The organism is Achromobacter sp. 01N37 (assembly GCF_056399725.1).
Map to the genome: position 1 here is coordinate 59,213 of NZ_JBFTRX010000008.1, position 20,716 is coordinate 79,928.

Sequence of the window (20,716 nt, forward strand, 5' to 3'; positions counted from 1 at the left end):
CGCTTGCCCATCCGCACCCACCCGAACACGACTCCGAACACGAATAAACATGGCTACTCTCAGCTTCCGTAACGTCAAGAAAACCTATGCCGGCAACGTGCCGGTCATCCATGGCATCGACATGGATGTCAAAGACGGTGAGTTCATCGTCATCGTCGGCCCGTCCGGCTGCGGCAAGTCCACGCTGATGCGCATGGTCGCCGGCCTGGAAACCGTGACCAGCGGCGACATCGTGATTGACGACAAGGTCGTCAACACCTTGGAACCCGCCGAACGCGACATCGCGATGGTGTTCCAGAACTACGCGCTCTACCCGCACATGACCGTGTTTGAAAACATGGCTTATGGCTTGAAGATCCGCAAGTTCTCCAAGGAAGAGATCAAAAAGCGCGTCGACATCGCCGCGCAGATCCTGGAACTTGGCCACCTGCTGGACCGCCGCCCGCGCGCGCTGTCCGGCGGCCAGCGCCAACGTGTCGCCATGGGCCGCGCCATCGTGCGTGAACCCAAGGTGTTCCTGTTCGACGAACCCTTGTCGAACCTGGACGCCAAGCTGCGCGTGGCGATGCGCCTGGAAATCATGAAGCTGCATCGCCGCCTGGGCACCACCAGCCTGTACGTGACGCACGATCAAGTCGAAGCCATGACCTTGGCCCACCGCATGATCGTCATGTACCAGGGCGTGCCTGAGCAGATCGGCACCCCGATGGAAGTGTTCGAAAAGCCGGCCTCGACGTTCGTGGCTGGCTTCATCGGTTCGCCCCCGATGAACCTGATGGAAGTGCAAGTGGCCGGCGACGGCACCGTGCAAACCGCTGACGGCATGGCGCTGGCGATTTCGCCGCTGCAAGTGCCGGCGCAAGTGCGTGGCCGCAAGATCATCATGGGCATGCGTCCGGAGCACATGCTGCTGAACACGCAAGGCGTGCCGGCCGAAGTCGAGATGGTTGAAACGCTGGGTTCCGAACAGCTGGTCCACTGCCGCTGCGGCAAGACCACACTGGTCGTGCGCTGCACGACGCGTCAGTTGTCCGAGTCGTCCGCCAAGGTGGGTGACCGCGTCAATGTGGGCCCGGACGGCCGCCACCCGCTGCACTGGTTCGAGGCCGACACCGGCCGCCGCGTCAAAGACCTGTAAAGCGAAAAACCCGGGCTTCTGCCCGGGTTTTGCATTCAGGCTCCTGCCCGGTCTCAGCAGAGATCGGGTACCCCCCTTCTTTCAATACGTGTACGTCACCATCGTGCCGATCGTGTATTGATTGCGTTCCTTCACGATCGGGCTATCCGCCGCGTCGCCAAACAGCCGGCGCGCCTCGGCCGCCACGGTCCATGACCATGCCTTGCTAAGCGGCAACGCCCACGTCGCCCCCAAGCTCATGCTTTCCAATCCCCCTTTCGGGTCGTAACGCCGGTAGCCGGACTTTGCCGACTGCTGGCTGCTGACGCCGTACCAGGTGCGCATGTAGTTGCCGTCGCCCAAGGTGCCGCTCAACGCCAGGGACAATGCGCCCGCAGACCCTTCATACACCGTCGTGCTCGCGCCCAGGTTCAACAACGTATAGGCGCTGCCCACGTCGCGGTCGTCGCCCTTCTTGAACGCGTGGCCCAAGGTGGCCGACAACATCACCGGCCCCAGCATCGTCTCGGCATCCATCCCGATCTGCGCGCGGCTTTTGATGTCACCCATGCCACGCAGTTTGTCTGACCCCTGATAGCCTTTCTTGTGATCCTTGCGCGACGCGCTGGGCAAGACATAGAAGCGGAACGTGCTGTCCAGCGCCTGGGTTTCCCAGCCCAAACCGTGGTCGGTGCCAAGAAAGAAACCGTTGGGGCTGCGCACGCCCGCGCCGAAGATGGGAACGGCCGAGCTTTCGTCACTGCCGCTGTAGCGCGGCGCCACCCCCACCCCCAACGTGCCATAGAACGTCCATTGCCCTTCCGGACGCTCTTCCCCTGTGGCCACTGTCAGTCCTCTTGAGCTTGCCCCCCGTTGCCCGTAAACGGAACTGGCTTCCGCCACGACGACCTCACCCGCCGCTGACGACAGGCCGGGCGCACAGGCCAACAAGCTTATGGCCAGGACGCGGCGGGTGACAGGCGAACACAGGAACAACGGGAAAAATCGCTGCATTTCGGAATCCGGAAAATGAAGTAGAAAAGCAAAGTTGAAAAACGAAGGTGAATAGCGAAGGTGAAAAGCGCGGTTGAAAAAACCACGCCGGCGCACCACGCATCTGCGCGGGCGAAATTTCTAGGGGGTGTCGGAACCTTGTTTGGCCTGGCGCATCATGCGCATGGCCATCGTCGACACCGCTGCCACCAGCGGCTCGCCGGAATCGGAGTTGCTCATGACCAGCACGGCAAGCTTGTCCTGCGGGGCCAGCACCCATCGGGAATGGAACGCTTCGGTGGCCCCGCTGTGTTCACGCACGGTCATCGCGCTGACAACGTTGTCGCCACAGGGCGCGGCCAGCCACGACAAGGCGAAGCGGCAGCCCAGATCCAGGCTGCTGCCCGCCACCGTTTCCAGGCCAAGCAGCGTCTGCGCGGATTCCTCTTTCAGTACCCGCTTGCCCTCGGGTTCTCCGCCTGCGTTGCCGACGCTTTTGCCGCCCTCTTTGCGGCCGTATTTGCCATCGCCTTGGCCGCCGTACATGCCATCTGCAAACAGCATGCTGGTAAAGCGCGCCATCTCGGACGCGCTTACCCATAGCCCGTCTGCCGCCTCATTGGGCTGCGGGGCCTCCGTCCATGGCTGGCCGCGCCGGTAGCCCGCGGCGCGCTGCTCCAACATGCGCTCGTGCGGCTGAAACCCCGCACGCGGCATATTCAACGGTTGGAAAATCGTGCGGCGCACATAGCCATCGAAGGGTTCCTTGGCCACATGCGCCACCATGTCGCCTAACAGGGCATACGCCATGTCGGCGCGGGCGCGGCCCATCGTGTCCTCCAGCGTGTCCGGATGCAGGCTCAGCAGATTGCGGGCGGTGTAAGGCTCGGCGCCCATCCACTGCATGGCGTTGCGGCGCGGCGCCACATGCCAGTCCGGCAAGGCGTCACTGGCCGGCGCATCCAGCCGCAGCCGCTTATCGTCGGCGGCGCGAAGCACGCCCGCAGCGGTAACGATCTTGCTGATGGCGCCCACGCGATACAGCGTGTCGCTGGTGGCGCTGCGATGCCGCAGCGTGTCCGCGTACCCAAATCCCGTGCTCCACACAACGCGCTGGTCGTCCACGATGGCGATCGACACGCCCGGCACCTTGGACACGCCCATGTCGTAGGGAATGCGCTGCGACAAGTAGTCCACCACCGCCGCGTAATCTCCCTTGGCGATGGTGGCCGGCGCGGCGGGCGGCACGCTCTGGCAACCGCCTGCGGCAAGCAGCAACGATCCAATGGCAACCAGGCGGCTTAGGGAGAACATGGCTAGCGGCAAAACCTGTGTAAGGTGAATGCCGTGATGCTATCGACGCGCCCGCGCGCGATCTTTCCCGCTTTGTATGGAGTTTGTGAAGATTCGGCGCGCCGTTTGTGAAGTTTCTTTACGCCTGCGCCGTCGCCCGTTGCCGCGCGCTCAGGCGGCTTTCCAGCTGATCACAAAACGGGCGCCACCCAACGGGCTATCGGACGCTTGCGCCGAACCGTTATGCCAGCGCGCCACACGGCTGACGATAGCCAGACCCAGGCCGGTGCCACCAGTGCCTCGGTCGCGGCTTTCATCCAGGCGGATGAAAGGTTCGAAGATACGCTCGCGATCGGCGGGCGGCACGCCCGGGCCATCGTCGTCCACCGTCAACACGTATTCCTGCGGCGCCGGACTGGTCAGCGCAACCTGAACCCGTCCGCCGGCATGCCGAATCGCGTTCTGCAGCAAGTTGAGCAACGCGCGCGTCATGTAGCGCTGATGCAACCGCACCTCGGCCGTATCGCATTGTGCGACCACGCAACGCACGCCCGACAATCCAGCTTCAAAGGCCGCGTGCTGCACCACCGAATCAAGCCAGCCGCGCGCATCCTGAGCCTGTAGCGGCACGTCGTCGCTCTTGTGCTCCAGGCGCGCATACATCAGCAATTCCGACGCCATGCCGTCCAGCTCGGCGACATCGCTCTTCATTTCTTCGACCAGGCGCTTGCGGGCTGCCGGGTCGGCCTCGCGGTCAATCATGTCCAGCTCGAACGACAGCCGGGCAATGGGCGTGCGCAGCTCGTGCGATACCGCATTGGTCAGCTCGCGCTGGTTGCTGATCAGCGTGCTGATGCGGTCGGACATCTGATTGAAGGTGTCGCCCAGCGCCCGGATGCTGGAATAGCGCGACAGGCGGGCCCGCGCCTGCAAGTCGCCCTGCCCCATGCGCTGCGCAGCGGTCTTCAGCGCTTCCAGATCGCGCCAGATCGGCAACGCCCAGACCAGCATGAATGCGCACAACAGCAGGCCCAACGCGGAGTAGATGATGACAATCACCCACGTGCCGACCGGCGGCTCGGGTGGCATCTTGACCAGCAGCCATTGCGCGCCCGGACCGGGAATGGCGGCAATGAAGCTCATCATCTTGTCGCGCAGGAAGAACCCGCCCGCCTCGATGGTGCGCCGCTCGTCATCGGTCAGCGCGAAATCCGCCGCGTTGTAGTCGGCGGGGTCCAGCACCTGCAAGATCAGCCCGTAATGCGGCGCCAAGGTGTCGCGGACATAGTCGCGCCGCGCCTCGGGCGCAACGCTGGCCAATTCCTGCTTCAAACTGTGCAACTGGCCCCGCACGGCTTCGCGCGTGTAGTCCACATTGACCGGTTCGAAGAAATAATTCGCCGTCCGGTCCACCACTTCGTTTGACAGCACAAACCCAATCGCCAGCACCACGAAGAGCCGCAGGACGARCTTAAGCATCACTGCCCTCGTGCGCCTTGGGCGAGAACAGATAGCCCTTGCCCCACACGGTCTTGATGCGCGCCGGGTCGCGCGGATCATCATCCAGTTTGCGGCGCAGCTTGCTGACGCAAACATCCACGCTGCGGTCCAGCCCGTTAAATTCGATGCCGCGCACCGCGTTGAGCAGATCGTCGCGCGTCAACACCTGCCCGGCCTGGCTCGCCAACGCCCAGAGCATTTCGAATTCCATGGTCGTCAGATCGACCTCGACGCCCGCGTGCACCACGGCGCGCGTGCGGCGGTCGATCGAAAGCGGCCCAAACTCCAGATGCTCCGGCGGCTCGTCCAACTGGTTGTGGCGGCGCATCAGCGCACGGATGCGCGCAAGCAGTACGCGCGGCTCAACCGGCTTGATGACGTAATCGTCCGCGCCGGATTCCAGGCCCAGAATCTGGTCCAGATCGTCTTCGCGGGCGGTCAGCATCAGGATGGGCGCCGACGAAAATGCGCGCAGGTCGCGGCAGACTTGCAGCCCATCCCGCCCGGGCAGCATCAGGTCCAGGATGGTGATGGCCGGCTCGTGCCGGCGGAATGCCTCCACGGCATGATCACCGCGATAGGCCTGAGCGACATTGAAACCGTGCTGCTCCAAAAACTGCGCAATCAGGCGCGAGAGTTTTGGATCGTCTTCGACTAACAGGGCCTTGGTCATGGGGTCCGGACAAAAGAAGGTCAAAAAAACCGGACCGGAAGACTAAGGCTTCCGGCCCGGTTGTCATGCGCTGGCTGGCGCATCCGATGCCGCGGGCGCTAAGCCCGCATGGCATCACTTGTAGACGGTCTTGGAACCATCCTTGTGCCAGGTGAACACGTCGAACTCGAAGTTGTTCAGGTCACCCTGCTTGTTCCACGACACCTTGCCGATCGGCGTATCGAACGAGTTGGCGTGCAGGTACTTGGCGACCTTGGTCGGGTCGTCGGAGCCCGCGCCCTTGATGCCGTCCGCAATGACTTGGGTGGCCGTGTAGGCCGTCATCTGGAAGGCGCCGCCGGCATTGCGCTTCTTGGCTTCGAACGACTTGACGATGTCCGCGTTGGCGGCGTTCTGCGTGAAGTCGGCCGGAAGCGTCAGCAGCATGCCTTCGACGGAATCGCCAGCAATGGCGTTGATGTCGGGGTTGCCCGCGCCTTCCGGACCCATCCACTTGGCCTTCACGCCTTGTTCGGCGGCCTGGCGCAGCAGCAGACCCATTTCGGGGTGGTAGCCGCCGTAGTAGACGAAGTCCACGCCCTGGCTCTTCAACTTGGTGATGACGGCCGAGTAGTCGCTGTCGCCGGCATTGATGCCTTCAAAGATGGCGACGGGCACGCCGCCCTTTTCCAGATCGTTCTTCACCGCCGTGGCGATGCCTTGGCCGTACGACTGCTTGTCGTGCAGCACGGCGGCCTTCTTCGGCTTGATCTTTTCCAGCACGAACTTCGCAGCCGCCGGGCCTTGCTGGTCATCGCGGCCGATGGTGCGGAAGATGAACTCGTAGTTCTTGCCGTCCGTCACGGCAGGCGCCGTGGCCGAAGGCGTAACCATGACGACGCCTTCGTTGTTGTAGATGTCGGCAGCGGCGATGGTGGCGCCCGAGCACACGTGGCCCACGACGAAACCGATCTTGCTGTTCACGACACGGTTGGCGGCCACCGGGCCTTGCTTGGGTTCGCAGCCGTCGTCGATGACCACGGCTTCCAGCTTCTTGCCGTTGACGCCGCCCGCGGCGTTGATGCGTTCGATTGCGGTGTCGACGCCCTCACGGACCATGTCGCCATACTGCGTGACGGCGCCGGTGGTCGGGCCAACCACGCCGATCTTGATGGTTTGCGCGTGCGCTCCCGCGGCAAACGTCAGGCCAGCGGCGACTCCCAGCGCCGCGATGACCGGGGTCAGACGAAATACTGGCTTCATGAGTGGACTCCCTTAATCGCTTGTAATCGTTGGTTTTTTAACCGGGCGGACGCCGGATAACGATATGGTCACGCCCCGTTACGGTGCATTTGCACGGCAAGCATACACCGAAAAAACGCCCTATTTAGAGCCGATCCGGCACGGCTTCGGGTGCATTGCCGGCGGCTGAGTGCCGCATCGCGATGCGGCGTCGGCTTATACCCGTCACCGTATATGCAAAAGACGATTTATTCGTTTGAGTTACTAACGTGGCGCGGCATGATGGCCGCCATGAGACTCCAACCGATCATCGTCCCGGGCTGGAAAAACTCCGGACCCGACCACTGGCAATCGCGCTGGGCTGCCCTGCTGCCCCACGCCGTGCGCATCGAGCAACGCGACTGGGAAAACCCGTCGTCGGCGGAATGGATTTCCACGCTGGCGGCAGAAGTAGACCAAGCCCGAAGCCCGGTGCTGCTGATCGCCCATAGCCTGGGCTGTCTGATCAGCGCCGCCTTGCCTGTTCCTTTACGCGCCAAAGTGGCCGGTGCGCTGCTGGTCGCGCCCGCCGATGTCGAACGCCCCGATGCGCCCGACTGCCTGCGGGGCTTCGCCCCCATCGCCCGCCAGCCCCTGCCCTTTCAAAGCGTCGTCGTCGCCAGCGACAACGACCCCTACTGCCGGCTGGAGCGCGCCCGCAGTTTCGCGCAAGACTGGGGCAGCCGCGTCGTCATCCTGCCGGGCGCCGGGCATATCAATGCGGAGAGCGGGCTGGACGATTGGCCGCAAGGTCTGAAGATATTTGGCGCCTTGCGCCGCCGAGCTTCCTGGCGGATTCCAACGCCTGCCAAACGCATTTCTCCGGTGCCGGTCTGCGGGTTGTCTTGAAACAAATGCGTTTTGTTGCATCTTCGCGCGCCATCTGGCGCGCGTCGTCTTTTCTGTACCGACAACTTCGTACAATTGCGATCTTTTGCCCGCTGTTAGCACGATGATTTCGCAAATATTGCAATTTTTGCGGCGGATTACGAAATTGGCGTCAGCTTTGTCTACGCCTGAATCGTTTTGATTAATCTTGCCTGAAAAAAGTTACAAATGATTGATATCCTACCCGCCCAGAAGCGTAGAGACAGCAAAATGACAGCTGAGCCTCAAATGTTTCCTGTGGGGGGCTCGGGGTTACATACCTAGGCCAAGGGCAGTCGTATCTTTGGCATACAGTAAAATCATTCCGTTTAAATCAATTTGTTTCCGCGGCTCATCCGCAATCATGCCCCGCCCTTGCCCAAGCGAGCGGAAGAGAAGGCATGTGCCGAGCGGCGAAGCACAAGAACTAAGTAATGACCATAACGAGCATTCAGATGGCGCGCCGGCAGCAGCGCCAAAGCAGTGTCCAAAGCAAGGGGGCCATCCTCGTGATGGCGGCGGAACGGAGAACCAGCAGCTCGGGCCACACCGACGGCCACGCCTGACGTCCGCATCCGGATCAACACTTGATCTGGTGCGGCAGGCGATCGGCCTCTTCGGCACCCAGGCCCTTACCGGCCCTCTTTCCCCCTGCGGCGTGACCGCAAATTCAAATTCCCTGTCGGCTTCCCGTTGGGGTAGAAGGACACTGCATGGCTAAGCGCGTTGCCGTCATCGGACTCTCGTTCCGATTCCCCAGCACCACCACGGACAGCTACTGGCCGGCCCTGCTCGATGGCCGCAATCTGGTCACCCGCGTGGCGGAAGACCGGTGGTCGGCAGACGCCTATCTGCACCCGGGCAAAGAGCATCCTGGCACGGCATATACGTTTGCCGCCGGCTCCATTGGCGACGTTTCTGGCTTCGATGCCGGCTTTTTTGGTATTTCCCCGCGCGAAGCCGCCCTCATGGACCCGCAGCAGCGCCTGCTGCTGGAAATGAGCTGGGAAGCCATCGAACAGGCAGGCGTGCGACCGTCGACGCTGCGCGGCACCAATTGCGGCGTCTATATAGGTATCGCCAGTTCCGATTACGCCTACCGCCTGGCTGAAGATCTGAACGCTGTCGACGCCTCTATGGCAACCGGCAACACCGCCAGCATCGCCGCCAATCGCCTGTCGTACTTCTTCGATCTGCGCGGCCCAAGCATCGCCATGGACACCGCCTGCTCGTCATCGCTGGTGGCCTTCCACCAAGCCTGCCGCGCCATCGTCTCCGGCGAATGCAGCCAGGCCCTTGCTGGCGGCGTGAGTCTGCACCTGCACCCTTACGGCTTTATTACATTCTCCAAGGCATCGATGCTGTCGCCCCGTGGGCGCTGCAACGTGTTCGACGCGGCGGGCGACGGCTATGTCCGCTCGGAAGGCGGCGGCGTATTCCTGCTGAAGGACTACGATCAGGCCGTCGCGGATGGCGACAACATCCTGGCCGTCGTTGCCGGCTCCGCCGTCAACACCGATGGCCGCAAGTCGGGTCTGACCGTCCCCAGCGCCGATGCACAAGCCACGCTGATGCGCCAGGCCTACGAACAAGCAGGCATCTCGCCTGCTGACATCGACTACCTGGAAGCCCACGGCACCGGCACCGCCGTTGGCGACCCGATCGAAACCCGCGCCATCGGCGCGGCCCTTGCGCAGCAACGCAGCAAAGACGCGCCGCTGCCTATCGGGTCGGTCAAAAGCAACCTGGGCCACCTGGAAGCCGCTTCGGGCGTGGCCGGTCTGGTCAAGGCGATGTATGTGCTGCGCCACCGCGTCGTGCCCGCCACCATCGGCATCAAGACGCTGAACCCGAAGATCGAATTTCAAAACTGGAATCTGGACGTCGTCACGCAGAACCGCAAGCTGCGCCAAACGGGCAAGCTCGTGGTGGGCGTCAACTCATTTGGTTTCGGCGGCGCCAACGCTCACGTCATCCTGGAAAGCGCGCCCCCGCGCAGCCCCGCCTCCGAAGGCAAGATGGCCAAGACCGCGCCGATTCCCGTCATCGTTACGGGTAAGTCGTCGCAGGCGCTGAAGGCTGCGGCGCGGCAAATGGCTGACGTGTTGCGTGGCCAGCCCGCCCGGTTCCTTTACAACGCCGCCTACCATGCCGCCATGCGGCGCGACTGGCATGGTGAACGGGCCGTCGTCTTCGGCACCCAATGCAACACCGTCGCCGACCTGCTAGAACAATTCGCCAGCGACGCCGACACGCATCACGGCGTCGTGGCCGGCACGGCGCTTAACCGCGCCCACGGCCCGGTGATGGTCTATTCCGGCAACGGTTCCCAATGGGCGAACATGGGCCGCCGCCTGCTGGCTGACCCCGTCTTCGCCACGGCGATCGACGAAGTCGACGCCCTGTTCTCGCAATACGCCGATTTCTCGTTGCATAAAGAATTGGCCGGCGAAAATGGCGACGACCGCTACGCCCGCACTGAAATTGCCCAACCCGCGCTGTTCGCGCTGCAAGTCGGCATCACGCGCATGCTGGCGCAACGGGGCGTCGTGCCTTCGGCCGTTATCGGCCACAGCGTTGGCGAAGTGGCCGCAGCCTGGGCCTGCGGCGCGCTTACGTTGCCCGACGCGGTCTGCGTCATTTTCCAGCGCAGCCGGCTGCAAGGCCAGACGAAGGGCCACGGCCGCATGACGGCGCTGGGTATCAGCGGCGAAGAGGCACAAGCGTTGATCGCCTTGCACAACTTGGGCGACCAGTTGTGCGTGGCGGGCTTCAACAGCAGCCGCGGGTCGACCGTAGCCGGTTCGCCTGACGCCCTGAGCATCCTGGAAGCCGCGTTGGCCGAGCAAGCGCTGTTTTTCCGCCGCCTGGACCTGGACTACGCCTTCCACAGCCCCGCGATGAATCCCATCGAGGCCGGCATCCGTGACGCCCTGGCGCAAATCCAGCCCCGCTCAGGCGATATCCCGTTCTACTCCACGGTCACCGGAGCCCCTCTCGACGGCGCTGAGCTCACCGCCGATTACTGGTGGCGCAACGTGCGCGAGCCGGTTCGCTTCGAACAGGCCGCCAATCAGCTGGCAGCCCAGGGCAATAACGTTTTTGTCGAGGTCGGCCCGCACCCGGTGCTGCGCTCTTACCTGAACGACACCTTCAAGACCGCTGACATCCAAGGGCGCGCACTCAGCACGTCCACGCGTGGTGGTGATGACCCCGAAAAGATCTGGAACGCAGCTGGCCAGGTCATCATCAGCGGCGCGCAAATTGATCTGCAATCGCTCTTCCCGTGGGAAGGGCCGGCGGTTGAACTGCCCTCGTATCCGTGGCAGCGCGAGCGCCATTGGCATCCCACCACGCCAGAATCACTTGGCCTGCTGTCACGCCGCCTGGTGCATCCCCTGCTGGGTTACCCCATGCAGCAGCACGATCACACCTGGGAAAACCAGCTGGATACGCAGTCGCACCCGGCGTTGGCAGACCACATTGTCGGCGACGCCGTCGTGTTCCCCGGCACGGGCTTTGCTGAAATCGCGCTGGCCGCGGCGCTGCAATGGCAAGCCGGCGATTGCGCCGAACTTGAAGAACTGGAAATCCACGCTCCGCTGCTGCTGAACGCGTCGCCCAGCAAACTGACGCGCTTCCTGCTGGACGATTCCGATGGCCGCTTCCGCATCACCGCCAAGGACACCAATAGCTCGGAGCCCTGGGTGAAGCACGCCAGCGGCCGCCTGTTGCGTGAACCCGGCTTGGCGCGTTTGCACCAAGATCTGCTGACCCTGCCCACCCGCGCCCCCGACTTCACTGGCGACACGCATAATGCGCTGACCCGTGCCGTGGGCCTGGATTACGGCCCCGCCTTCCGCGCGGTGTCGCATGGCTGGCAAGAATCTGACACCAGCGTGTTGGCCGTGCTGCAAGCCCCCAGCAGCTTGGAAGGCGAACTCCGCGCCACTCACCTGCATCCCGCCCTGCTGGATTGCGCCTTCCAACTGATCATCCAGCTGCTGCGCAATGACCCGGCCATGGGCCAAGGCATTGCCTTCGTTCCATCGAAGATCGGCCGTCTGAGCCTGCGGGCCAATGCTGGCCAACCCGCCGCTGCCCGTGCCCGCCTGGAACGCCGTGCGCCGCATTCGTTGACCGCCAGCTTTGAACTCTTCAATGCAGCAGGCGAACAGATTGCGGCCGTTGAGCAAGCCCGCTTTCGCAGCATCCGCTTGCGCAAGCCCGCCGCCGATCACCTGAGTTTTCTGGACGCCGTCGCCACGCCGCGACCGCATGCGCCATTCGGCCCGAACCCGCTGGACCACGACGTCCTGCACACGGCACTGCGCGACGCGATCGCCGATTGCGCCCAGCACGGCGCCCACGCCCGCTACTCGGAAGAAGTAGACCCGCTGCTGGAAAGCCTGTGCGATGGCTTCTCGCTAGATGCCTTGCGCCAGATCGCGCCTGACGGCCTGCTGCTGCCGCAAGCCCTGATCACGGAGTTGTGCCGCCACGCGCCGGATTCCGCCTTGCTGCTGCAACACACCATCGCCCGTCTGACGGCCGCTGGCTACGCCGAGCCCTCAGCCGCAGGCATCCACCTGCCGCCCAAGGACGAAAGCGAAAGCGGCACGGGTGATATCTGGAACACGCTGCTACGCGAGTATCCCGACTACGCCCAGATCGTTCACGCCGTTGGCCGCGTTGGCCTGCACTTGCCTGCCTTGCTGCGCGGCGAAGCCTCGCTGGATGACGTCTGCCCACGGGCCAGCACGCCCGCCTCGATCAGCCGCAGCGCGCTCGGCGCCGCCAGTGGCCAGCGCCTGGGTTCCGCTTTGAACGCGGCCCTGACGCAAGCACAAACCAATCGGCTGCCCGGCCAACGCTTGGCCGTGATCGAACTCGGCCAAGCCGCGCCGCTATTTGCCTCAAGCTGCTGCGACGCCCTGGACTTCAACGTCTCTGACTACTGTTACGCGTCGAACAACCGCGACGTGCTGGACCATGTCGTCCACCAGCAGTCGGAACGCTATCCAAACGCGCAGACCGAATTCATCGGCGAAGGCGGCGCCACTGCGACCGCCCGATGCGACCTTGCCCTTTTCCACTGTGAGTTCGATACGCTGGAAGCCGCCCGCGCCGCCCTGCGCCACGCACGCGCCAGCCTGCGGCCCGGTGGCGTCCTGTTGCTCTGCGGCGCCCATCCCGCTGCCTGGGGTGACTTCGTCTTCGGCGCCCGCCCCAGCTGGTGGCAAACCAGCGAAGACGGCGCACAGCTGTCCACACAACAGCCCGCCGAATTCTGGCAGGAAGAACTGCAAGCAATGGGCCTGGATTGCGACAGCCCGATGCCCTTCGCGGATTCTTTCGCCAGTGGCGCTTATCTGCTGACGTCGCGCTTGGGTGAACACGCGGATGCGGCGCCCCACACGGCCGCGGCCATCGAACCCGCCAACTGGCTGATCCTGGCGGATCGCAACCCTGAGCATGGCGCCGGTCTGGCGCAATCGCTGAACGACAAACTTGCCGCTCTTGGCCACCACGTGCGCATCGCCACTGAGGTTGACGCCGATGCGCTGGACGAACTGCTGCGCAACGGCGCCACCGGCCCGGTGAACCATGTCGTTCACCTGGACGGTCTGGCGTGGGCTGACGCTCACGAAACACCCGAAGAATTGCTGGCCAAGCAAACGCGACGCTGCGGCCTGGCCGCTGCCGTCATCCAGGCATGTGACCGCAGCCAGACCAGCGCAACGGTCTGGCTGATCACGGCCGACGCCGCCCAGTACTTGTGCGGCAAGGCCGTTGCCAGCGCCGGCATGCACGCGTTGAACGACGCGTCGCTGTGGGGATACGGCCGCACATTGGCCAACGAGGCCTCTAACTTCCGCATCCGCTTGGTTGACCTGCCGCTGGCGCAAGCCGGCCTGCTGACCGACAGCGTGGTGCGTGAGCTGACGCATCTGGACAACGAAGACGAAATCATCCTCGGCGCAACCGGTGCGCGCTTCGCCCCGCGCTTGCAACAGGCTGCGCGCCCCGCGCAGGCATCCGACGCGTCCCGCGCGTCCCAGGCCATCCGCCTGGGCTTTGAATTCCCTGGTCAGTTGCGCAACCTGCGCTGGGAATCCTGCCCCGCGCCCGCGCCAGCCGACGACGAACTTGAAGTCCGCATCGAAGCCACCGGCCTGAACTTCCGAGACGTCATGTACGCCTTGGGCCTGCTGTCCGACGAGGCCATCGAAAACGGTTTCGCCGGCCCCACATTGGGCCTGGAATTCTCTGGCACGGTCATCCGCGTGGGCGCCGACGTGGACGGCTATGCCGTCGGCGACGCCGTCGTGGGCTTCGGCCCCGCCAGCTTCGGCGACCGCGTGCTGACGAAACCCAGCGCCATTTCCCATATCCCCGACGGCTTCTCGTTCGAAGCGGCCGCCACCATTCCCAGCACCTTCTTCACGGTCTACTACGCGCTGCACCACCTGGCGCGCCTGGAAGAAGGCGAGAAGATTCTGATCCACGGTGCCGCGGGCGGCGTCGGCATCGCTGCCATCCAGTTCGCGCAATGGCTGGGCGCAGACATCTACGCCACCGCCGGCTCCGACGAAAAGCGCGACCTGCTGCGCCTGTTGGGCGTGCGTCATATCTATGACTCGCGTTCCCTGTCGTACGCCGATGAAATCCTGGCTGACACGGATGGCCGCGGTGTCGACGTCGTGCTGAACTCGTTGGCCGGCGAAGCGATCAACCGCAACCTGCGGGTGCTCAAGCCATTCGGCCGCTTCCTGGAGCTGGGCAAGCGCGATTTCTACGAGAACACCCGCATCGGCCTGCGCCCGTTCCGCAACAACATCAGCTACTTCGGCATCGACGCCGATCAACTGATGAACGAACGTCCCGACCTGACGCAACGCCTGTTCGGCGAGATGATGGCGCTGTTCCGCAAGGGCGCACTGCATCCGCTGCCCTATTCCGTCTTCGACGCGAACGACATCGTCGACGCCTTCCGCTACATGCAGCAGGCCCGCCAGATTGGCAAGATCGTCATCACGTATCGCAACGGCATCAGCGGCGTCCATGCGCCAGCCATCCATGCGGCCTCAGGTTTAACGCTGCCCGCCGAAGCCACCTACTTGGTCACCGGCGGGCTGGGCGGCTTCGGGCTGCGCACCGCACAATGGCTTGCCGACAAGGGCGCTCGCAACCTGATCCTGATCAGCCGCAGCGGCCCCGCCAGCGAGGACGCGCAGTCCGCGCTGGCAGCCTTCGCCAGCCAAGGCGTGCAAGTCCACGCCGCAGCCTGCGACGTCACCAACCGCGACGCCCTCGCCCGCCTGCTTAACGAAACCTCCGCCACCCTGCCCCCGCTGAAAGGCGTGGTGCACGCGGCGGTCGTCATCGATGATGGCTTGGCGCGCAGCGCCACTCCCGCTCAAATTCAACGCACGCTCGCCGCCAAGGTGCTTGGCGCGCAGTATCTGCACGAGCTGACCCGCGACTTGCCGCTGGACTTGTTCGTGTTCTATTCGTCGGCCACGACGCTGTTCGGCAACCCCGGCCAAAGCAACTACGTCGCTGCCAACACCTGGCTGGAACGGCTGGCCGCCCAACGCCGTGCCGACGGTCTGGCCGCGACCTGCGTACGATGGGGCGCTATCGACGACGTCGGCTTCCTGGCTCGCAACCAGAAGATCAAGGACGCCCTGCAAGGCCGCATGGGTGGCGGCGCATTGGCATCCCAAGTCGCCTTGGATGCGCTGGAAGACATGCTCGTCACGGACGCCTCGGGCCTGGGCGTACTGGAACTGGACTGGCGCGCCCTCAGCCGCTTCCTGCCCACCGCCGGCTTGCCCAAGTTCTCGGACATTGCACGGCGCGCTGGCGACAGCGGCGATGAAGACGGCGGCGCCGACGACATCGCCCAGATGATCGCCACCTTGGACGACGCCACGCTGCATGAGCGGTTTACTGACATGCTCAAAGCCGAGATCGGCGAGATTTTGCGCGTGTCGCCCGACAAGATTGAATCCACACGCTCTGTCTACGACATGGGCCTGGACTCGCTGATGGGCGTGGAACTGGTGGTTGCATTGGAGAACCGCTTCGGTATCCGGCTGCCGGTCATGGCGCTGAACGAAAGCCCCACGCCCGCCAAGCTGGCTGAGCGGTTGGTGTTGTTGCTGCGCGATGAGCATGACGGCGCGACAAGCGATGCGGTGACCGCCAGCGTGCAACAGGTGGTCGCCAGCCACGCCGCCGAAGTCGGCTCCAGTTCCGTGTCCGAGTTCGTCGACGAAATCAAGATGAACGGCAGTCTCCCCATGCAACGCATGATCCAGTAGGCCAGAATTAATTGAGCACCATGAAAAAGTTGCCCGGCCTGGCGGCCGGCATCAAGGACAAACTCATCCAGCAAGCGCTGGAGCGCAAGCTGCGCCAGGCGTCTACGCCGGCCGGCCAGACGCCCGCGCGCCCCGCTGAAAAGAAGCCCGAGATTCCCGAAGAGCATTACCGCTTCCACCTGCATCCGGGCTACCAGCAACTGCGCATCATCAACGACGGCGCCAAGCGCCTGGGCGTGAAGAACCCGTTCTTCAAACTGCACGAAGGCACCGCCGGCGCCGACACGCACATCAATGGCCGCGAGTTCGTCAACTACGCCAGCTACAACTACCTGAACATGTCCGGCGACCCCGTCGTTGCCGCGGCCGCGAAGGCAGCCATCGACCAATACGGCACATCGGTATCCGCCAGCCGCCTGGTCTCAGGCGAACGCCCGATACACCGCGAACTGGAACAAGAAATCGCCACCCTGTACGGCGTCGACGACGCCATCACCTTCGTCAGCGGCCACGCCACGAACGTGTCGACCATCGGCTACCTGTTCGGCCCGCGCGACCTGGTGCTGCACGATGAACTAATCCACAACAGCGTCCTACAAGGCATCCAACTGTCAGGCGCGCGCCGCCTGCCCTTCCCGCACAACGATTGGGAAGCACTGGATGCCATACTGAACGAGCAACGCCATCAATTCGAACGCGTGCTGATCGTGCTGGAAGGGATTTACAGCATGGACGGGGACTTTCCTGATCTGCCCCGCTTCATCGAGATCAAGCAGCGCCATCGGGCGTTTTTGATGGTGGATGAAGCACATTCGCTGGGCGTGATGGGTGCGCGCGGATATGGCATTCGTGAGCACTTCGGCGTGGAGGGTAAAGACGTCGATATCTGGATGGGCACGCTGAGCAAAACGCTGGCGGGCTGTGGCGGATATATCGCGGGGGAGACGGCGCTGGTGGAGCATTTGAAGTTCCTGGCGCCGAGTTTTTTGTATAGCGTGGGGATGCCGCCCAGTGTTGCGGCGTCGGCGTTGGCGGCGTTGCGGCGGATGAAGGAATTGCCGGAAAGAGTGGCTGCGCTACAGGCGCGGGGGAAGTTCTTTTTGGAACAGGCTAAGGCGGCGGGGATTGATACCGGGACGAGCACCGGGTTGGCGGTGGTGCCGGCGATTATGGGTAGTTCGCTGAAGGCGACACGGCTTTCAGCGGCGCTGTTTAAACAAGGGATTAATGTCCAGCCGATTTTGTATCCGGCAGTGCCGGAGAAGTCGGCGAGGTTGAGGTTTTTTATTTCTTGTATGCATACGGAAGAGCAGATATCTCGGACGATTCTCGCTTTCGCGCGACTATCCTGAGTCACTTTTGTAGATGAACCAACGCCCGAATATCGATCACCCATTTACTTGTGACTATTGGAACCTACTCCCGCCGGCTGTCGCAACAGCCTGGAATGAACGCCCTGCTCGGACAGTCAATAGCGTATTTGCGTCCAGGCTCGCGCCCATCCAATCGTAATTTGAGCGCACTTGCCGGCTGGGGATTCCGTCCTTCTACGACCCGCCCTCGCGCGATTGCTCAAAGTTGCGGCCTGCCCTTTATAGGCTTGGAGGACGGATTCTTGCGCTCGTACGGCACGGGCCCTGACTATCCCGCCCTATCCCTAGTGGTGGACGACCTTGGAATCTATTACGCGGCTGACCGTAGTTCCGCCCTGGAATCGCTCCTTGCGTCGGACACGGACGTATTGCAAGGGCCGGGGCAGGAGTACGCACGTGCACGCGATCAGATCTTGGAGAAAGGTCTCAGTAAATACAATCTCGCGCCAGACCTTCAAACGCTACCCGGCCCCACTATTGCCAAACGCGTGCTTATCATCGATCAGACTGTCGGGGACGCCAGCATCAAATATGGACTGGCCAATGACAAGTCTTTTGAAGAAATGCTCAACGCGGCGCGTGAAGCGCACCCGGACGCGGTTCTGTACATCAAAACGCATCCTGAGGTTAGCGGAGGGGCGAAACAAGGCTACCTATCCAACACACCCGAGGACAGCCACACCATCCTGCTGCGGGATCCTGTCTCGCCGGCTAGCCTGTTGCCGATGATGGATCACGTCTATGTCGTGACTTCCCATTTCGGCTTTGAAGCGTTACTGCGCGGCATCCCCGTCACTTGTTTTGGCCTTCCTTGGTTTGCTGGCTGGGGGGCAACCACAGACCGCATAAGCTGCCATAGGCGTACCCGAACACGAACCGTAGACGAACTATTTGCGGCTGCCTATCTTCATTACACGCGCTACTTGAATCCTGAAACCTTAGAACAGGGTTCAATTTTTGACGTGATTGATTGGCTGGACCTTCAGCGGAGGATGCAGCGGGCTCTACCCGGTCGCAGCATCGCAGTTGGCTATCGACGATGGAAAGCGGAGAACGTCCGCTCATTCCTTAGCCCCAATCACGACTCCGTGCACTTCGTCCCAGACGCGCAAGCGGTCCGGAAGCTAAATCCCAGTGCGAACGACCGGCTGATCGTCTGGGGAGCATCTGCGCCGAATATGATTGACGCTTTGGCCCGTGAAACGGGAGCCAGACTGCTTCGCATGGAGGATGGTTTTATACGATCCGTCGGATTGGGATCGGATTTTGTGGCTCCGCATGCGTTGGTCATGGACGGCCATGGATTATATTTCGATGCGCGCCAGGGCAGCGACCTCGAGACCCTTCTGAATACCAGGAAGTTTACTGAGCGAGATAATTTTCGAGCGGAAAAGGTGCGTGCATTGATCGTTGAAAACCAACTGACAAAGTACAACATCGAACCTACAGAGTCCCCCTCTTGGGCTGGAGTGGCCCAGCGAGTCATCCTTGTGCCCGGCCAAGTTGAAGATGACGCTTCCATCCAGTACGGCTGCGGACCGGTCCGCGATAACCTTTCTCTGCTCCAAGCCGCCCGTCGAGCCAATCCCGATTCTTTCCTGGTGTACAAACCGCATCCCGATGTAGCCGTTCGGAACCGCAGGGGCAAGATACACGCCCATGACGCCCTGCAATATGCCAACCACATCGAGACGAAAGTATCGATCGTCAGCTGCATAAAATCGAGCGACGAGGTGCACACGATGACTTCATTAAGCGGCTTTGACGCCTTACTTCGAGGCAAAGCAGTCGTCACATATGGAATGCCATTCTACGCAGGGTGGGGTTTGACCACAGACCACATGGAAGCGCCGCGACGTGAACGGTCATTGACGCTGAACGAGCTTATTGCAGGTGTGATGCTTCACTACCCCGTCTATTGGGATTGGGTGTTGAACGGATACACCACCTGCGAAACATCGCTTCGCAGAATCATTCAGCAACGATCCGAATTGCTGTCCGCGAATCGGTTGTCGAGCGTCAGAAAATCCTACATACAACGACAGCTCCACAAACTTCGTTTGTGGGCCAAAGCCGGATTTTTAGTACAGCGATGAGCAGCAAGCAGCGATTTCTGTTCTTGCAAGGGGTCTGTTCCCCTTTCTTCCCGGCTTTGGCTAAGGGGCTCCGCCAAACGGGCTGCTCGGTGCACAAGGTAAATTTCACTGTCGGTGATCGAGTCTATTGGCCTCAGGGCCACGAAACATCGTTCCGAGGGCCGATGAGCAGCTTGACGGAGTTCTATCACCAAGAATTCGAGCGCAAGGGCATTAGCGATATAGTGCTTTTCGGCGACTGCCGTCCCGTCCACCAACCTGCGGTAGCGCTCGCCAAGCAGGCCGGCGTGCGCGTCCATGTCTTCGAAGAAGGCTACTTCCGCCCTTACTGGGTCACGTTGGAACGAGATGGCGTAAACGGGCACTCGGCACTGCCTTCCGACCCCGACTATTATCGCGAGCGGGCTAAAGAAGTTCCTGCCTACGACAACGGCGTCGCCTTTATATCCCCATTTTGGAAGCGCGCCGCATATGATATCGGCTATAACTTCTGGGCCGGACTAAATCCCATTCTTCATCGTGGCGTACAAAGTCACGTACCTTACAGTCCAGCCGTTGAATACACCAATTATCTGCGCAAAGGAATGGGCGCTCACATCTACCGTCGCCGCGCCCAATCGGTTCAAACGCGCCTTACRCTCGATCCACAGGTTCAGCCCTATTACCTATTCCCGCTGCAACTTGCGACTGACTCCCAGATCATATTTCATTCCCAATATGAAAATATGAGCGAGGTCATTGAAGAAGTGATCCGATCCTTTTCCGCACATGCCCCCGAGAACACCCTTTTACTTATAAAAGCTCATCCGTTGGATCCCGGCATCGTGAATTACGCGAAGCAGATTCGGGCTCTGRGTACGGAACTTCAAATCGGACGGCGCGTACTCTACATCGATGGAGGCCACTTGCCGGCGTTGATCAATGCCGCCAGGGCCGTTATTACCGTTAACAGCACCGTTGGTGGATCCGCTCTCCTCCATGGAAAACCAACGAAGACGCTGGGGCGTGCTATCTATGACATTCCCGGCCTGACTGACCAAGGGCCGCTCAGCAACTTCTGGCGCGAACCGCATAAACCGGATGTCCAGCTTTTCAAGAATTTTCGTAATGTTGTTATTCACGATACGCAGATCAATGGCGGCTTCTACTGCCAATCGGGTATAAATTTATCCGTCAAGAATTCCCTTCGAAAACTTATTCTGTAATTTTCGCAC

11 protein-coding genes are annotated in these 20,716 nt (G+C 62.1%); 6 read left to right on the plus strand and 5 right to left on the minus strand.

Features of this window, described 5'->3' with window-relative positions; genetic code table 11:
• Positions 1 to 49: 49 nt before the first annotated feature.
• The gene (locus AC1DSJ_RS18230) at positions 50 to 1,138 is read left to right on the plus strand and encodes a sn-glycerol-3-phosphate import ATP-binding protein UgpC (protein ID WP_054421966.1); all 1,089 of its coding nucleotides are present in this window, start codon (positions 50 to 52) and stop codon (positions 1,136 to 1,138) included.
• An 81-nt stretch (positions 1,139 to 1,219) separates the two neighbouring features.
• Here the strand turns inward: AC1DSJ_RS18230 and AC1DSJ_RS18235 are convergent, their stop codons facing one another.
• The 5 genes from AC1DSJ_RS18235 to AC1DSJ_RS18255 form a co-directional block, all read right to left on the minus strand.
• Positions 1,220 to 2,131: a MipA/OmpV family protein gene (locus AC1DSJ_RS18235; protein WP_441371043.1), complete on the minus strand. Its 912-nt coding sequence runs from the start codon at positions 2,129 to 2,131 to the stop codon at positions 1,220 to 1,222.
• Between the two features lie 120 nt (positions 2,132 to 2,251).
• The gene (locus AC1DSJ_RS18240; RefSeq protein ID WP_441371042.1) at positions 2,252 to 3,424 is read right to left on the minus strand and encodes a serine hydrolase domain-containing protein; all 1,173 of its coding nucleotides are present in this window, start codon (positions 3,422 to 3,424) and stop codon (positions 2,252 to 2,254) included.
• Positions 3,425 to 3,574: 150 nt separating this feature from the next.
• Positions 3,575 to 4,882, minus strand: a complete 1,308-nt coding sequence (locus AC1DSJ_RS18245) for an ATP-binding protein (protein ID WP_476760356.1) — start codon at positions 4,880 to 4,882, stop codon at positions 3,575 to 3,577.
• Positions 4,875 to 5,576 carry a response regulator gene (locus AC1DSJ_RS18250; protein WP_054421957.1) on the minus strand — a complete coding sequence of 234 codons (702 nt, stop codon included), beginning with the start codon at positions 5,574 to 5,576 and terminating at the stop codon, positions 4,875 to 4,877. The genes AC1DSJ_RS18245 and AC1DSJ_RS18250 overlap by 8 nt, the downstream gene beginning before the upstream one ends.
• Positions 5,577 to 5,690: 114 nt before the next feature.
• Positions 5,691 to 6,818, minus strand: coding sequence for a branched-chain amino acid ABC transporter substrate-binding protein (locus AC1DSJ_RS18255; protein WP_054421956.1), 1,128 nt, complete (start codon positions 6,816 to 6,818; stop codon positions 5,691 to 5,693).
• Positions 6,819 to 7,088: 270 nt separating this feature from the next.
• Between AC1DSJ_RS18255 and AC1DSJ_RS18260 the strand changes: the two genes are divergently transcribed.
• The 5 genes from AC1DSJ_RS18260 (at position 7,089) to AC1DSJ_RS18280 (ending at position 20,707) form a co-directional block, all read left to right on the plus strand.
• Positions 7,089 to 7,685 (plus strand): RBBP9/YdeN family alpha/beta hydrolase, encoded by a 597-nt coding sequence (locus tag AC1DSJ_RS18260; protein ID WP_441371041.1) that lies wholly within the window; start codon positions 7,089 to 7,091, stop codon positions 7,683 to 7,685.
• Between the two features lie 731 nt (positions 7,686 to 8,416).
• Positions 8,417 to 16,033 carry an SDR family NAD(P)-dependent oxidoreductase gene (locus AC1DSJ_RS18265; protein ID WP_441371040.1) on the plus strand — a complete coding sequence of 2,539 codons (7,617 nt, stop codon included), beginning with the start codon at positions 8,417 to 8,419 and terminating at the stop codon, positions 16,031 to 16,033.
• Between the two features lie 20 nt (positions 16,034 to 16,053).
• Positions 16,054 to 17,385, plus strand: coding sequence for an aminotransferase class I/II-fold pyridoxal phosphate-dependent enzyme (locus AC1DSJ_RS18270; protein ID WP_441371081.1), 1,332 nt, complete (start codon positions 16,054 to 16,056; stop codon positions 17,383 to 17,385).
• Between the two features lie 95 nt (positions 17,386 to 17,480).
• Positions 17,481 to 19,502 carry a capsular polysaccharide biosynthesis protein gene (locus AC1DSJ_RS18275; RefSeq protein ID WP_441371039.1) on the plus strand — a complete coding sequence of 674 codons (2,022 nt, stop codon included), beginning with the start codon at positions 17,481 to 17,483 and terminating at the stop codon, positions 19,500 to 19,502.
• Positions 19,503 to 19,666: 164 nt separating this feature from the next.
• Entirely contained in the window at positions 19,667 to 20,707 is a 1,041-nt protein-coding gene (locus AC1DSJ_RS18280; protein WP_476760357.1) for a capsule biosynthesis protein, read from the plus strand.
• Positions 20,708 to 20,716: the final 9 nt, after the last annotated feature.

Excerpts from the sequence above, each read along its gene's own strand:
- AC1DSJ_RS18240 (WP_441371042.1), bottom strand. The coding sequence starts at position 3,424 with ATGTTCTCCCTAAGCCGCCTGGTTGCCATTGGATCGTTGCTGCTTGCC.
- AC1DSJ_RS18255 (WP_054421956.1), bottom strand. The coding sequence starts at position 6,818 with ATGAAGCCAGTATTTCGTCTGACCCCGGTCATCGCGGCGCTGGGAGTC.
- AC1DSJ_RS18275 (WP_441371039.1), top strand. The coding sequence starts at position 17,481 with ATGAACGCCCTGCTCGGACAGTCAATAGCGTATTTGCGTCCAGGCTCG.
- AC1DSJ_RS18265 (WP_441371040.1), top strand. The coding sequence starts at position 8,417 with ATGGCTAAGCGCGTTGCCGTCATCGGACTCTCGTTCCGATTCCCCAGC.
- AC1DSJ_RS18250 (WP_054421957.1), bottom strand. The coding sequence starts at position 5,576 with ATGACCAAGGCCCTGTTAGTCGAAGACGATCCAAAACTCTCGCGCCTG.
- AC1DSJ_RS18260 (WP_441371041.1), top strand. The coding sequence starts at position 7,089 with ATGAGACTCCAACCGATCATCGTCCCGGGCTGGAAAAACTCCGGACCC.
- AC1DSJ_RS18235 (WP_441371043.1), bottom strand. The coding sequence starts at position 2,131 with ATGCAGCGATTTTTCCCGTTGTTCCTGTGTTCGCCTGTCACCCGCCGC.
- AC1DSJ_RS18270 (WP_441371081.1), top strand. The coding sequence starts at position 16,054 with ATGAAAAAGTTGCCCGGCCTGGCGGCCGGCATCAAGGACAAACTCATC.
- AC1DSJ_RS18230 (WP_054421966.1), top strand. The coding sequence starts at position 50 with ATGGCTACTCTCAGCTTCCGTAACGTCAAGAAAACCTATGCCGGCAAC.